14 protein-coding genes, 1 tRNA gene, 1 other RNA gene and 1 pseudogene are annotated in these 12,812 nt (G+C 71.3%); 11 read left to right on the top strand and 6 right to left on the bottom strand.

Going from position 1 to position 12,812, the window contains the following annotated elements:
• Positions 1 to 241 precede the first annotated feature (241 nt).
• The 5 genes and pseudogenes from upp (at position 242) to ACGFIS_RS20835 (ending at position 4,003) form a co-directional block, all read left to right on the top strand.
• The gene (gene upp / locus ACGFIS_RS20855; RefSeq protein WP_392903902.1) at positions 242 to 880 is read left to right on the top strand and encodes a uracil phosphoribosyltransferase; all 639 of its coding nucleotides are present in this window, start codon (positions 242 to 244) and stop codon (positions 878 to 880) included.
• A gap of 226 nt (positions 881 to 1,106) precedes the next feature.
• Positions 1,107 to 1,367 carry a hypothetical protein gene (locus ACGFIS_RS20850; protein WP_392903904.1) on the top strand — a complete coding sequence of 87 codons (261 nt, stop codon included), beginning with the start codon at positions 1,107 to 1,109 and terminating at the stop codon, positions 1,365 to 1,367.
• A 115-nt stretch (positions 1,368 to 1,482) separates the two neighbouring features.
• Positions 1,483 to 1,641: a hypothetical protein gene (locus ACGFIS_RS20845; protein WP_392903907.1), complete on the top strand. Its 159-nt coding sequence runs from the start codon at positions 1,483 to 1,485 to the stop codon at positions 1,639 to 1,641.
• A 7-nt stretch (positions 1,642 to 1,648) separates the two neighbouring features.
• Positions 1,649 to 2,146, top strand: a pseudogene (locus ACGFIS_RS20840) (PH domain-containing protein); the annotation flags it as partial.
• 408 nt (positions 2,147 to 2,554) lie between these two features.
• Complete coding sequence (locus ACGFIS_RS20835; protein ID WP_392972177.1) at positions 2,555 to 4,003, top strand: helix-turn-helix domain-containing protein; 1,449 nt, start codon at positions 2,555 to 2,557, stop codon at positions 4,001 to 4,003.
• Positions 4,004 to 4,040: 37 nt separating this feature from the next.
• On the opposite strand, the gene ACGFIS_RS20830 is transcribed toward ACGFIS_RS20835, so the two are convergent.
• The 4 genes from ACGFIS_RS20830 to ACGFIS_RS20815 form a co-directional block, all read right to left on the bottom strand.
• Positions 4,041 to 4,349 (bottom strand): type II toxin-antitoxin system VapB family antitoxin, encoded by a 309-nt coding sequence (locus tag ACGFIS_RS20830; RefSeq protein WP_392903912.1) that lies wholly within the window; start codon positions 4,347 to 4,349, stop codon positions 4,041 to 4,043.
• Between the two features lie 176 nt (positions 4,350 to 4,525).
• Entirely contained in the window at positions 4,526 to 5,662 is a 1,137-nt protein-coding gene (locus ACGFIS_RS20825; RefSeq protein WP_392972175.1) for a hypothetical protein, read from the bottom strand.
• 182 nt (positions 5,663 to 5,844) lie between these two features.
• A tRNA-Ser gene (locus ACGFIS_RS20820) sits at positions 5,845 to 5,929 on the bottom strand.
• A 10-nt stretch (positions 5,930 to 5,939) separates the two neighbouring features.
• The gene (locus tag ACGFIS_RS20815; RefSeq protein ID WP_392903917.1) at positions 5,940 to 6,284 is read right to left on the bottom strand and encodes a DUF952 domain-containing protein; all 345 of its coding nucleotides are present in this window, start codon (positions 6,282 to 6,284) and stop codon (positions 5,940 to 5,942) included.
• 59 nt (positions 6,285 to 6,343) lie between these two features.
• Between ACGFIS_RS20815 and ffs the strand changes: the two genes are divergently transcribed.
• From ffs to ACGFIS_RS20790, 5 genes are all read left to right on the top strand, one after another.
• An RNA gene (gene ffs / locus ACGFIS_RS20810) (signal recognition particle sRNA small type) lies at positions 6,344 to 6,439 on the top strand.
• A gap of 68 nt (positions 6,440 to 6,507) precedes the next feature.
• Positions 6,508 to 8,490 (top strand): DNA polymerase III subunit gamma and tau, encoded by a 1,983-nt coding sequence (locus ACGFIS_RS20805; RefSeq protein ID WP_392972173.1) that lies wholly within the window; start codon positions 6,508 to 6,510, stop codon positions 8,488 to 8,490.
• Between the two features lie 187 nt (positions 8,491 to 8,677).
• Positions 8,678 to 9,067: a YbaB/EbfC family nucleoid-associated protein gene (locus tag ACGFIS_RS20800; RefSeq protein ID WP_392904068.1), complete on the top strand. Its 390-nt coding sequence runs from the start codon at positions 8,678 to 8,680 to the stop codon at positions 9,065 to 9,067.
• 30 nt (positions 9,068 to 9,097) lie between these two features.
• Complete coding sequence (recR, locus tag ACGFIS_RS20795) at positions 9,098 to 9,697, top strand: recombination mediator RecR (RefSeq protein ID WP_392903923.1); 600 nt, start codon at positions 9,098 to 9,100, stop codon at positions 9,695 to 9,697.
• Positions 9,690 to 10,241 carry a DUF5063 domain-containing protein gene (locus tag ACGFIS_RS20790; RefSeq protein WP_392903926.1) on the top strand — a complete coding sequence of 184 codons (552 nt, stop codon included), beginning with the start codon at positions 9,690 to 9,692 and terminating at the stop codon, positions 10,239 to 10,241. The genes recR and ACGFIS_RS20790 overlap by 8 nt, the downstream gene beginning before the upstream one ends.
• Here the strand turns inward: ACGFIS_RS20790 and ACGFIS_RS20785 are convergent.
• Positions 10,238 to 10,552 carry a hypothetical protein gene (locus ACGFIS_RS20785; RefSeq protein WP_392972171.1) on the bottom strand — a complete coding sequence of 105 codons (315 nt, stop codon included), beginning with the start codon at positions 10,550 to 10,552 and terminating at the stop codon, positions 10,238 to 10,240. The two genes, ACGFIS_RS20790 and ACGFIS_RS20785, sit on opposite strands and share 4 nt — an antisense overlap.
• Positions 10,553 to 10,692: 140 nt before the next feature.
• A complete protein-coding gene (locus tag ACGFIS_RS20780) occupies positions 10,693 to 11,187 on the bottom strand; it encodes a winged helix-turn-helix transcriptional regulator (protein ID WP_392903931.1) in 495 nt (164 codons plus the stop codon).
• Positions 11,188 to 11,300: 113 nt separating this feature from the next.
• Here ACGFIS_RS20780 and ACGFIS_RS20775 point away from each other — a divergent pair, with 113 nt between their 5' ends.
• Positions 11,301 to 12,722: an MFS transporter gene (locus tag ACGFIS_RS20775; RefSeq protein WP_392903933.1), complete on the top strand. Its 1,422-nt coding sequence runs from the start codon at positions 11,301 to 11,303 to the stop codon at positions 12,720 to 12,722.
• Positions 12,723 to 12,812 lie beyond the last annotated feature (90 nt).

The raw sequence follows: 12,812 nt of genomic DNA, 5'->3' as shown, positions 1-12,812 counted from the left end.
GAGCCGCGGCTCCCGGAGGCGGCGCCGCGGCGGCACCCCCGGGCGAGTCCGGCCGCCCACCGGCCGAACCCGGGGGAGCCGGCGGCTCAGGCGGGTCGGGCACGGTCTCCCGAGCCCGCGCCGGACCATCCGGCTGGTGATCGCTTTCGCTGTTCATAACGCCATACTGCCCAGCTCAACGGCGTCCTATCCAACTTCGGCGAGGTCCGGCCGATCGCGGACGGTGGGCTACGGTGATCGCATGCAGACCCTCGCCGTCGATCACCCGCTCGTCGCGCACAAGCTCACCACGCTGCGGGACGTCCGCACCGATTCCCCCACGTTCCGCCGCCTCGCCGACGAGCTGGTCACCCTGCTCGCCTACGAGGCCACCCGCGACGTCCGGGTCGCGGACGCCACCGTCCAGACGCCCCTCGTCCCGGCGCAGGGCGTCCAGCTGGCGAGCCCGAAGCCGCTCGTCGTGCCGATCCTGCGCGCCGGCCTCGGGATGCTGGACGGCATGACGCGGCTGCTGCCCACCGCCGAGGTCGGTTTCCTCGGGATGATCCGGGACGAGGGCACCCTCCAGGCGCAGACGTACGCGACGCGGCTGCCGGACGACCTGTCCGGCCGGCAGTGCTACGTCCTCGACCCGATGCTCGCGACAGGGGGGACGCTCGCCGCCGCCATCCGGCTGCTGTTCGACCGCGGCGCCGACGATGTGACCGCGATCTGCCTGCTCGCCGCCCCGGAGGGGCTGAAGCACCTGGAGCAGTCGTTCACCGACATCACGGCGCCCGTCCGGGTCGTGACGGCCGCGATCGACTCCCACCTCAACGAGCAGGGCTTCATCATGCCCGGCCTCGGGGACGCCGGAGACCGGCTCTACGGCGTCGTCTGACCCACGCGGGTTCCGAGGGGTGCGGGGCCGTCGTCCCACCACGGGAAACCCGCCGGCCATCCACGTCATCACGATTCGGATGCCCGACCTGACCTGCGATGTTCGTTCGCTCCGGCGGAGGGTACGAAGGCGCTACGGAACGCCAGTGCGCGTTCCCCTCCGCCGCCCCGGCACAGGGGACCGTTACGGACCGGGCGGTGTGAGCGAGCTCGATCGAGGACGTGTGATGGCTCACCTAGGGGATGGCGACCTGCCGCGCTACACGGCGATCGGCGAGAGGCTCACCGAAGAGTTCGACGGGGTGCACGGCGCCGACACGGTGGACCGGTGCGTCTCCGCCGCCAGGCACGGCGCCGAGGAGGTCACGGGGTCGGCGCCGCCCGATCTCGTGGAACGGATCGCGCGCCGGCACCTGGAGGTGCTCGCGACCGTCGCGGCCGAGAAGCGCCGCCGGGCGCGCCGTTCGTCGCTCGACAACGCGCCATAGGCCGCGACGGCGCGTCACAAGCCGTCGTCAACGCGCCATAGGCCTTGCTTTGCCGGTCGTGCGGGCTGTGCGAAACTGAACCGGGGTCCGTGGGTCAACGCTCCGGGAGGCAGCCGTGCCCGCAAAAAAGTACGTGACGTGGGCCGCGGTGGCCTTCGTGGCTTTCTACGTGATCAAGCAGCCGGACGGCGCGGCGCAGTCGGTGCACAGCGCCGCCAGCGGCATCGCGTCCGCCGCCGGATCCCTGGCCACCTTCGTCAACGCGCTCGCCTGAGGCCGCCATGAGGCTCGTGACCCCCGGCGACTCCGCGCCGGCATCGGTGAACAAGTACCTGCTCCCGCACGAGAACCAGGTGATCACGGTGCGCCGGCATCCGGCCGTGCTGATGGTCCCCGTCGGTCTCGTCCTCGGCGGCCTGATCGTCGCGGGTGTGCTGAGCAACACCGTCACCGCCGCCATGACCTGGATCTGGTGGGGCTGGCTGATCCTGCTGGGCTGGTTCGTGTGGCGGGTCGCGGAATGGTCCGTCGACTACTTCGTCATCACCAACCAGCGCATGCTGCTGACCACGGGCCTGATCACCCGCAGGGTCGCGATGATGCCGCTGGCCAAGGTCACCGACATGAGCTTCAAGCGGACGATCGCGGGCCGCATGCTCGGCTACGGGGAGTTCATCCTGGAGTCCGCCGGCCAGGACCAGGCGCTCACCAACGTCGACTACCTGCCCTACCCCGAGCAGCTCTACCTCGAAGTCTGCGAAATGATCTTCCCGAACAAGAACCCGGCGCCCGAGGAGAAGACGCTCCCCCCGCCTCCGCCGCCGCGCCGCCCGAGGGAGACGGTCGATGCGGACGACGTCCCCACCGCCCCGGGCCCCGACGACCAGGGCTGAGCGGCCGGGCCGCTAGCCGTTAAACGCGGCGGGCTGATCAATATCGGTGGTTTTTCTGATCATGCGTGGATGGTCGGATACCTTCCGAGGGTGACAGGCGTCGCGATCGCCGGGGGATCCACCGGCCGCAACCGGCGCGCCACGACGTTGCAGCAGCGTGCGCGCGGGGCCGGGCGGGGCCCGACCAGCCGATCTCGTCTCCTGCCGCTTCATTACTCTCGATGTGCGATAACCCGCAATGTGCAATCATGTCGGCACTCCAGCCGCCTGTTTACTTCCGCTAAGTGAGTCCACATGCCGGGTCCAGGCAACGTCGGCGAACGTGTCCGCAACCTGCGGCTGACCAGACGCTTGTCGCAGGCACAGCTCGCCGGTCACGACCTTTCCGACAGCTACATCTCTCTGATCGAGTCGGGCAAGCGCACTCCGACGCCCACCGTCCTGCGCATGCTGGCCGAGCGCCTCGGCTGCACCCCCGAATATCTCGCGGAGGGCGTCGAGCCGGAGCAGCGCGCCCATCTTGAGGTACGGGAGCGCCACGCGCATCTGGCGCTGCTGCGCGGCGACCCGGTCACGGCCGAGGCCGGCTTCGACGAGGTGATCGCCCGCAGCGACGACCCCGACCTGACGGCCCGCGCCCGCTGGGGACGCGCCCGCGCCCTGGAGGAGCTGGGCCGCACCGACGACGCGATCGCGCTCTTCGAGGAGCTGCGCGAGCAGGCCGAGCGCGACCCGGGCCGGGCGAGCTGGCTGCCGCCGGTCATCGCGCTGGCCCGCTGCTACCACACGGTCGGCGACCTGGGGCAGGCCATCGCGCTCGGCGAGCGCGCCGCCGCGCGGCTGCACCATCTCGGGCTCGGCGTGGGCGAGGAGTACACCGAGGTCGGGCGGATCCTGCTGCTCGCCTACGTGGATCGCTCGGATCCGGCGCGCGCACATGAGCTCGGGCGGCGGCTCCTGCACCCGGAGGGTTCCGCGGACGAGCCGGCGAGCGTCCATTACCAGCGGGCCAGCATGCGTGCCCTTGAGGAGGGGACGATCGGCGACTCGCTGTACTTCGCCGACCGGGCCCTGGCCGTACGCAGCGACACCAGCCCGGAGCAGGCTCGCGAACGGCTGTCCCTTGCGGCTGCCAAGGCGTTGCTCAGGGGCGTCATGCCGTTCTCGGCGGACGCGCCGTCCCTTGCCGTTCCCGCCGGTGAGTACGGGTTCGAATGTCCGCGCGCCGAGGGTTCCCGTGAGGCCGCGCTGGAGGCGCTCGACCTTCTCCGGGGGACGGCCAATCTCGACGGTGCCGAAGCCACGGAGAGGACGATCGCGAAGGCTCGTGCGCTCGTCCTAGTCGGCGATCTGGACGACGCCATCGCCACCTTGGAGCAGTTCCTCGACACGGGCATGGCCCTGGCCGCCCCGACGTACTCCCCTCCCGTGACCCCGCAGCCTGACAACGACCGTGCGGCGCGCACGCAGAAGACCGTCCTGGCCCGTCTCGTCCTCGCGCGCGCACGCGTCGCCCAGGGGGACCGGATGGCGGCACAGGTCGTTCTGCGCGCCGCGTCGGAACAGCTGGCGACGCTGCCCGCGGGACGTCCGGCGGCGCATCTGCTCAGGGAACTGGGTGAGCTGCTCGAACTCGTCCACGATCCGGAAGAGGCCGCGACCGCCTACCGGAAGGCGCTGGAGGCCGCCGGTCTCCGCGCCGCCCGCCCGCAGGCGGCCAACCGGGACCTGGGACGCGTCTGACAGGCCGAAGCCGTCGCTGATCAGCCGATGTCGACGATCAGGTGATGTCGACGGCGTCCAGGTCGAGCACGCGCGCGTGCAGGACCTGCCGCTGGTGAAGCGCGGCCCGCAGCGCCCGGTGCAGGCCGTCCTCCAGGTACATCTCGCCCTTCCACTGGACCACGTGCGGGAACAGGTCGCCGTAGAACGTGGAGTCCTTCGACAGGAGCGACTGCAGGTCCATCTCGCGTTTGGTGCTGACGAGCTGGTCGAGACGTACCTGGCGAGGCGGGATCTTGGCCCAGTCCCGGGACGAGAGTCCGTGCTCGGGATAGGGCCTTCCCTCACCCACCGCCTTGAAGATCACACTTCGAGTCTACGGCGTCGGGGTGACCTGGAGAAGGCAACGCAACAACATGCGTCACTCTGCTTGCCACCACCGGTAAACCAGTTACCTCCCAGCTCAACGGCTTCGTCAGTAAGTACCGGCCGCGGTGCCGCTCCCGTGACGGAGGCCCCCGCGCTCGCCCGCCGGTCGTCGATCTACCAGGTGTCGATCTCCAGGTCGTCCAGCTCGTCGACGGCGACGCGGTCCTCCACGGCGAGGGTCGTGACCATCCGCTCGGCCTCCTCGGCCGTGACGAACCTGCCGTGCAGCTCCCGCTTGTCGGGGTAGGGCGTCTCCAGCCACAGCTGCGGCCGGTCCGGCCCGTCCCCCTTCCACATCACCTGCACGGTGCCGCCGGAGCGGCCGTTGAACACCAGGAAGTACCCGTCGACCCGTTCCAGGTTCCCCAGCGCTGTGAGCGCCTGCTCCAGCGGGACGGGCGACTTGAGGGTGCCGTCGCGGTACCGGTCGTTGGCCCGCATCACCAGCATCGGATAGGAAACGTCCGGGTCGGCGACCAGGGTGGCCTGGTCGGCGTCCGCGCCGTGGAACAGCGGGCCGAGCGCCTCCCACAGCCGGTCGGCCGGGACGGACACCTCCAGCTCGTTCCGGCCGTCCGTCAGGGCGCCGTTGTAGCGGTCCCAGTCGCGGCACAGCCGCAGCTCCCGGCCCCGGACGTCGCGCAGGACGATCTCGATGTCCGGGGTGAGGCTCCTCGCGTAGTTGTCCAGCGCGGTCTTCGCGGACATGATCATGTCCTGCGCCTTCGGGAGGGGCAGCCCGCGCTTCGGGCCGTTGGTCCGGCTGACCAGGGCGCGCGGCACCGGATTCCGGTCCCATTCGCCGTGACGCAGGGACAGGCCCTTGCCCATGACGGCCCACCGGAACCGCGAGGCGGGCTCCCCGTCGGCGACCTCGCCGCGGTAGGCGGGGACGACCTGCAGCCCGCGCTCCCTCAACTCCGGGTCGCGTTTCTCCCAGAATGGGGCCTGACCGGGGCCGAGCAGGACGGCCCGGTCCAGCGCGAAGCCCGGCACGTCGATCGGCCGGACGTGAACGGTGTCGCCGAGCTCGGCGTCCATCAGATCGGCCACGGCGTCCAGCAGCGCTTCCACGACGTCCTCGCGATAACCCCGGTTGGATTGGCACACCAGGACGCGGTCGCCGCGGAAGAGGTGGACGAAGGTTCCTATCAAGCCTTCGATGAGGACGTCGTGCCGTCCGATCTGTTTGCTTTCCCAGTCCTGCGAGGCACGCTGCTCTTTGGCGAGCGCGACGAGATCGAGAGCCATGCGCCCGCACGATAACGCCCGCCGACGACATTCACCGGCGAACTGCGGAACGTCCCGTCGGCCGGCGACCTCGGCCCGGAGGACCTGCAGAAGCTCTCGGCCTAGTCCAACGCCGTCCGGCAGGGCATGCGGCCGGAGCACGAGAAGAGGCCGGTGCCTGCTGGGCACCGGCCTCGTAGCGGCGGAGGATGCGAGATTCGAACTCGCGAGCGCTTGCACGCAACACGCTTTCCAAGCGTGCGCCCTAGGCCACTAGGCGAATCCTCCACGGGGAAGCCTACCGGTTCTCGGGCAGTGACCTGACATCAATTACGGCCGAGACCGGGATCGGTCCGTAGACGTGCGGGAAGACCTCGTCGCCCGCGGGTTCGTAGCGGACGGGGGCGTCGAGCCGGGACACGTCGACCACCAGCAGCACCAGGTCCGAGCGGGGAACCCCCGTGTAGAAGCGGCCGAGGACGCCCTCGACCTGGGCCATGTCGGACGAGCAGTGGACGAAGCCCTCCTCGCCGAGTGTCCGCCCGAGCGTCGACATCGTGTACGACACTCCGGTGTCGCGGGCGGCGTCCCAGTGGGTTCGTTCGGCGATGTGCAGGAGCGTGCCGTGCGTCGGGGCGGACATGAGGCGGAGACTACGCGGAAGCGTGGCCATCCTGGGCGGCGGATGCCATAGACTCTGAGGCAGACCCCTCGCATGGCGTCACCCTGTGAACCTCCCCAGGGCCGGAAGGCAGCAAGGATAAGCAGGCTCTGGCGGGTGTGCGGGGGGTCCCTTGATTTAGGGACACCGCGTCCATGGGACACCGCGTCTGACGCTCTGCTTTTCGAGGGAGGGCGGCTCCCCGATGAGTCTGGCTCTGTACCGCAAGTACCGGCCAGCGACGTTCGCCGAGCTGAAGGGCCAGGAGCACGTCGCCGAGCCCTTGCAGCAGGCGTTGCGCAACGGCCGGATCAACCACGCGTACCTGTTCAGCGGTCCGCGCGGCTGCGGTAAGACGTCCAGCGCCCGCATCCTCGCCCGCTCCCTGAACTGCGAACAGGGGCCGACCCCCGACCCGTGCGGCAAGTGCGACTCGTGCGTCGCCCTCGGCCCTGCGGGGACCGGGCACATCGACGTGATCGAGATCGACGCCGCGTCCCACGGCGGTGTCGACGACGCCCGCGACCTGCGGGAGCGGGCCTTCTTCGCCCCGGTGTCGGCGCGCTTCAAGGTGTACATCATCGACGAGGCGCACATGGTCACCCGGGAGGGTTTCAACGCGCTGCTGAAGCTCGTGGAGGAACCGCCGCCGCACCTGAAGTTCGTGTTCGCGACGACCGAGCCGGAGAAGGTCATCGGGACGATCCGGTCCCGGACGCACCACTACCCGTTCCGGCTGATCCCGCCCGGTGTACTCACCGAACTCGTCGAGGAGATACTCCGGTCGGAGGACGTCCCGTACGAGGCGTCGGCGCTGCCGCTGGCGGTCCGGGCGGGCGCCGGCTCGGCCCGCGACACCCTGTCGATCCTCGACCAGCTCCTCGCCGGTTCGGACGAGGACGGCATCACCTACGCGCGGGCCGTGTCCCTCCTCGGATACACCGACTCCGCGCTCCTGGACGAGGTCATCGCGGCATTCGCGGCCCGCGACGGCGCGGCGGTCTTCGCCGCCGTCGACCGGGTCGTCGAGAGCGGCCAGGACCCCCGCCGCTTCACCGCCGACCTGCTGGAACGCGTCCGCGACCTGGTGATCCTGTCGAACGTCCCCGAGGCGGGCGGGTCCGGGCTGCTGAACGTCGCACCGGACGAGCTGGAGCACATGCGGCGCCAGGCGGCCTCTCTCGGGCGGGGCGAGCTGACCCGCGCGGCGGACCTGCTGCACACCGGCCTCACCGAGATGCGCGGCGCCACGTCCCCGCGGCTGCTGCTGGAACTGATCTGCGCACGGATCCTGCTGCCCGCCGCATACGAGGACGAGGCGTCGATGTTCGCCCGCCTCGACCGCCTCGAACGCCAAGCCTCCCAGGGCGGCTTCACCGGCGCCCCGGCCCCGGCGGCGACGCCGGCTCCGGCTCCAGCCACGCCCACGCCGCCGCCCACGCCGCCGCCCACGGCTCCGGCTCCGGCTCCGGCTGAACAGGCTCCCCGTCCGCCTGAACGCCCTTCTCCGCCGCCCGCGCGGGAACGTCCGCCCGCGGCCGCCGCCGAGCCGGCACCCGGTCCGGCGCCCAGTCCGGCCGCAGCCGGCGGGGGGATGGACTTCTCCGCCGTGCAGCGGCTCTGGCCGGACGTCGTCGAGGCCGTCAAGCAGAAGAGCCGCGCCACCTGGATGGTCATCATGGCCGGGGTGCAGCCGGTCTCGCTGGACGGGAAGGTCCTCACCCTGGGGTTCGACGCCGAGGGACGCCGCCTGGGCTTCGTCAACGGCGGGCGTGACACCGTCCTCCGCGAGGTCTTCAAGGAACGGATGGGCGTCGACTGGCGGATCGAGACCGTCGTCGGCGCCGCGCCCGCCGGGCGGCCGCCCGGCCGGCCGGGCCCTAATGGCGGGTTCGGTACGGCGGCCACACCGAACCCGGCCTCACGGCAGCAGCCGCGGCCGCCCGCGCAGCCGGCCGCCGCGCCGCCGGCCCCCCGGGCCGAGGCGGCCCTGGAACCACCGCCTCCGCCGCCGGACGAGCCTCCGCCGCCACCCGAACCCACCCCGGTGGACGAGAGCGACGAGGTCGACCCGGAAGGCGACGCGGACGCCGACGGCGCGGAGGCCGAGATGAGCGGGATGGCGCTCATCCAGCGTGAGCTGGGCGGCCAGATCATCCGCGAGATCGACAACTCCTCCACGCGTTAGCGGGGACGCGGAACACCCGTCCAAGATCTTCACGTTTGGGCACACCGGCGACCGTACTTACGGCGGGGCGCCGGAAACCCGTAGTCTCGGGGGACGGACATCCGGTGGCTGGCGGAGCGCCAGAGAGAAGGCCCTCTCGGGGGGCCGGAAGAGGGAGTGCACCGTGGAACCCGGTGGTCAGTTGAACATGCAGGAACTGCTTCAGCAGGCGCAGGCCATGCAGGAGCAGCTCTTCAGCGCGCAGCGCGAACTCGCGGAGGCCGAGGTGAAGGGTACCGCCGGCGGCGGGCTCGTCACCGCGACGGTCAACGGGCAGGGCGAGGTCACGGGACTGTCGATCGACCCGAAGGCCGTCGACACCGACGACGCGGCCGACACGGCGGAGACCATCGCCGACCTGGTGCTGGCCGCGATCCGCGACGCCGGCCGCGAGGCACAGCAGCTGCAGCAGGAGAAGATGGGACCGCTCGCCGAGGGCCTCGGCGGCGGAGGCGGCATCCCCGGTCTCGGTGGAGGCGGCGGGCTGCCCGGCGGTTTCCCCGGCCTCGGGGGCCCCGGTTCCGGCTCCGGCGCCTGATCCGGCCGGTCGAGAGAAAGGAGGGGTCCGTTGTACGAAGGGGTGGTCCAGAACCTCATCGACGAGCTGGGCAGGCTGCCCGGCGTCGGCCCCAAGAGCGCGCAGCGGATCGCCTTCCATCTCCTCGCCGCCGACCCGGCCGACGTCGAGCGTCTCGGTAAGGCGCTCAAGGAGGTCAAGGACAAGGTCCGCTTCTGCATGACGTGCGGGAACGTCGCGGAAGAGGAGGAGTGCCGGATCTGCCGTGACGCGCGCCGCGACCCGAGCGTCATCTGCGTCGTCGAGGAGTCCAAGGACGTCGTCGCGATCGAGAAGACCCGCGAGTTCCGCGGCCGCTACCACGTCCTCGGCGGCGCGATCAGCCCCATCGAGGGCGTCGGCCCGGACGACCTGCGGATCCGCGAGCTGATGCAGCGCCTCGCGGACGGGACGGTGACGGAGCTGATCCTCGCCACCGACCCCAACCTGGAAGGCGAGGCGACGGCGACGTATCTCGCCCGGCTCGTCAAGCCCATGGGCCTCACCGTCACCCGTCTGGCCAGCGGCCTGCCGGTGGGTGGCGACCTCGAGTACGCCGACGAGGTGACGCTGGGCCGCGCATTCGAAGGACGGAGGCTGCTCGATGTCTGACACCAACAGCCCGCAGGACTGGAACGCCCTCGCCGAACGCGTGGCGTGCCATGTCGACAACTACCTGAACGGACTGGAGGCCGTCGCCCGCGGTGACGGCGGTACGCACACCATCCCGCTGCTTCTCCTTGAGGTGTCGCAGGTCATCCTCGCCGGTGCGCAGCTCGGCGCCAGCGCCGACGTGATCCTCCCGGACAACTGGGAGCCGGAGGTCGGCGACGACCCCGACCTCGACGCCGTCCGGCAGGGCCTGTCCGAGCGGCTGGTCGCCCTGGACGAGTACGTCGAGGTGTTCGACCCGTACAAGGACACCGAGCCCACGTCCTACCGCCTGTCGGACGACCTGGTCGACGTCGCCAGCGACCTCGTCCACGGGTTGCGCCACTACAACCAGGACCGCCCCCTGGAAGCCCTCTGGTGGTGGCAGTACTCCTACTTCAACCACTGGGGCAACCACGCCGGTGCCGCGCTGCGCGCCCTTCACGCCTTCGTCGCCAACGCCCGCCTGGACGTCGCCCCAGAGGCCGAGGCGGCGCCCGCCTAGCCGGACGCGCCGGGCCCGGCCGGCGCGCCCAGCGCCCACGCGATCACCTCGGCCGCCTTCTCGGCGTCCGAGCCGATCTGCCCGCCGGTCTCCGAGCCCCACGCGTACGACCCGAGGTCGCCGTCCCACACGACGTGCGCCTCCTGCCCCCGGTACGCGACGTGCAACCGGGGATCGCCGTCGCCGTCGCCGTCCGGACGCGTCGCGGCCACCTGCGGCGCCCGCCGCCGTAGCGCCGCGTACAAGGATTCCAGCGGCCCCCTGCGGACCCGCGGCAACTCGGCCATCAGCTCTCCCATCAGCTCGGTCACCGCGGCGCACGCCCCGGCCGGGGCGGGGCACGGACGCAACGGATCACGGGCGGGCGGGATGAACCACGGCATCCCGCCGGCCCCTGCCGTTACATAGACGCTTTGCCCCACTATTCGGTGGTCCGCGTGGAGGGGCGGGGTCAGCGGATGGCGGTGAGGACCTCGTGGGCGACGGCGTCGCGTTCGGCCGCCTCCTGCTCCGCCGCCTCCTTCTCGGCCTGGACGCGGGTGTCGTACGCGGCGCGGGCGGCGGCGATCGCGTTCTGGTGCTCTTCCGTCCAGGTGACCAGCGAGCGGATCGTCTCGTGCAGGGTCACCCCCATGGGCGTGAGCGCGTAGTCGACGCGCGGCGGGACGGTCGGATGCACCGTCCGGCTGACCAGCCCGTCCCGCTCCAGATGCCGGAGGGTTCTGGCGAGCATCCGCTGGCTGATGCCGTCGATCCGGCGGCGCAGCTCGGTGAACCGCAGCGAACGCTGGTCCAGCAACGCGATGATCAGCAGCGACCACTTGTCCGCGACGCGCTCCAGGATCTGCCGGACCTCGCAGTCGTTGCGCGTGTGCCACTGCAGGACGTCCTCGTCGGCGGCGGTATCCCCGCAGTAACCGGGGGACGCGAAAGTTCCGTCTTCCATGATGCCCAATGGTGACTGACGATGCTGTCGGTAACAAGAGGGAACCGGCATCCATGAAGGTAACCGGGCCCCCCTCCCAGAGGAGTCGGCTCATGTCCACATCCGCTGCCCGTATGGACAGACGTGCCTGGGCGCAATTGCTCGTGCTGTGCGGCGCTGTCTTCCTGGAGGGCATCGACGTCGCGATGCTCAACGTCGCGCTGCCGTCGATCCGGGCGGACCTCGGCCTGTCGACCGGGATGCTCAGCGGCGTCATCAGCGCCTATGTGCTCGGCTACGGCGGGTTCATGCTGCTGGGCGGACGCACCGCCGACCTGCTCGGCCACCGCCGCGTGTTCCTCTTCTGGCTGGTGGTCTTCCTGCTGTTCTCCGGGCTCGGCGGGTTCGCCACGAGCGGCTGGACGCTGCTGGCCGCCCGGTTCGTCACCGGGGTCGCGTCGGCGTTCATGGCCCCGGCGGGGCTCGCGCTCGTCACCGCCATGTTCCCGGCCGGACCCGCGCGCACCAGGGCGCTCGGCGTCTACGCGGGCACGGCCGCGGGCGGCTTCACGCTCGGTCTCGTCGCCGGCGGGCTGCTCACCTCGCTCGGCTGGCGCTGGGTGTTCTTCGCGCCGGTCATCCTGGCGGCGGTCATCCTGGCCGCGGCGGTTCCCCTGGTCAGGGATCCTGACTCCGCCCGGCCCCGCGGCATCTCGGGCGGCTTCGACCTGGTGGGCGCGTTCAGCGTCACCGGCGCGATGCTGCTGCTCGCGTACGGGGTCGTCCGGCTGGAACGCCCCGGCGACGGCGCCGCGCTGACCGCGGGCGCCTTCGCCGGCGGCCTGGCGCTCCTCGCCGCGTTCGTCGCGGTCGAGCACAGGGCCGCGAAGCCGCTCGTCCGCCTCGGAATCCTCCGTTCGGCCGCACTGGTGCGGACGGATCTGAGCGCGCTGCTGTTCATCGGCGCCTTCGCGGGCTTCCAGTTCCTGATGACGTTGTATCTGCAGGAACTCCGCGGCTGGACGACCTGGCAGACCGGCCTGGCCATGCTCGTCCTCGGCATCGACACCGTCCTCGCGCCCACCGTGACGCCGCGCCTGGTGAACCGCTTCGGGAACCTCCGGGTCCTGCTCGGCGGCCTCGTCCTCGCGGCCGCGGCGTACGGGCTGTTCCTGCCCGTCGGCCTCGACTGGGCCTACACGACCATGTTCCCGATCATGGGATTGCTGGGGCTGGCGTTCGCCCTGGCCTACGGCCCGCTGACGATGGCCGCCACGGAAGGCGTCGACGAGAGCGAACACGGCCTGGCCGGCGGCCTGTTCTACACCGCGATCCAGTTCGGCACGGCGCTCGGCCTGTCCGCCGTGACCGCCGTCCAGGTCGCGGCTCTGGGCGGCGACGGCTCGCGGGGCGCGAGCCTCGACGCCCTCCGGATCGCCCTTGCGGTCCCCTTCGCGGCCGCCCTGGCCGCAGCTGTGATCACCGCGTTCGGCCTCCGCGCCCGTGCGACGCGAACCGCCGAACCGGTGCCCGACCCCATCAAGATCACCACTTAGGGGTTCGCCCGCGCCCCGTGCCGTCGGCCCGTGCCGTCGGCCCGGTGAGCGGGCGGGGCCGCGCAGTGAGCAGCGGGCGTGCCGCGCAGT

Source organism: Spirillospora sp. NPDC048824 (assembly GCF_043198455.1).
Taxonomy (GTDB): domain Bacteria; phylum Actinomycetota; class Actinomycetes; order Streptosporangiales; family Streptosporangiaceae; genus Spirillospora.
Note: the sequence above shows the minus strand (reverse complement) of the source record. Positions and strands in the feature narration are given on the sequence as shown.

Excerpts from the sequence above, each read along its gene's own strand:
- ACGFIS_RS20800 (WP_392904068.1), top strand. The coding sequence starts at position 8,678 with ATGCAGGAACTGCTTCAGCAGGCGCAGGCCATGCAGGAGCAGCTCTTC.
- ACGFIS_RS20790 (WP_392903926.1), top strand. The coding sequence starts at position 9,690 with ATGTCTGACACCAACAGCCCGCAGGACTGGAACGCCCTCGCCGAACGC.
- ACGFIS_RS20815 (WP_392903917.1), bottom strand. The coding sequence starts at position 6,284 with ATGTCCGCCCCGACGCACGGCACGCTCCTGCACATCGCCGAACGAACC.
- ACGFIS_RS20805 (WP_392972173.1), top strand. The coding sequence starts at position 6,508 with ATGAGTCTGGCTCTGTACCGCAAGTACCGGCCAGCGACGTTCGCCGAG.
- ACGFIS_RS20850 (WP_392903904.1), top strand. The coding sequence starts at position 1,107 with ATGGCTCACCTAGGGGATGGCGACCTGCCGCGCTACACGGCGATCGGC.
- ACGFIS_RS20780 (WP_392903931.1), bottom strand. The coding sequence starts at position 11,187 with ATGGAAGACGGAACTTTCGCGTCCCCCGGTTACTGCGGGGATACCGCC.
- upp (WP_392903902.1), top strand. The coding sequence starts at position 242 with ATGCAGACCCTCGCCGTCGATCACCCGCTCGTCGCGCACAAGCTCACC.
- ACGFIS_RS20825 (WP_392972175.1), bottom strand. The coding sequence starts at position 5,662 with ATGGCTCTCGATCTCGTCGCGCTCGCCAAAGAGCAGCGTGCCTCGCAG.
- ACGFIS_RS20775 (WP_392903933.1), top strand. The coding sequence starts at position 11,301 with ATGGACAGACGTGCCTGGGCGCAATTGCTCGTGCTGTGCGGCGCTGTC.
- ACGFIS_RS20835 (WP_392972177.1), top strand. The coding sequence starts at position 2,555 with ATGCCGGGTCCAGGCAACGTCGGCGAACGTGTCCGCAACCTGCGGCTG.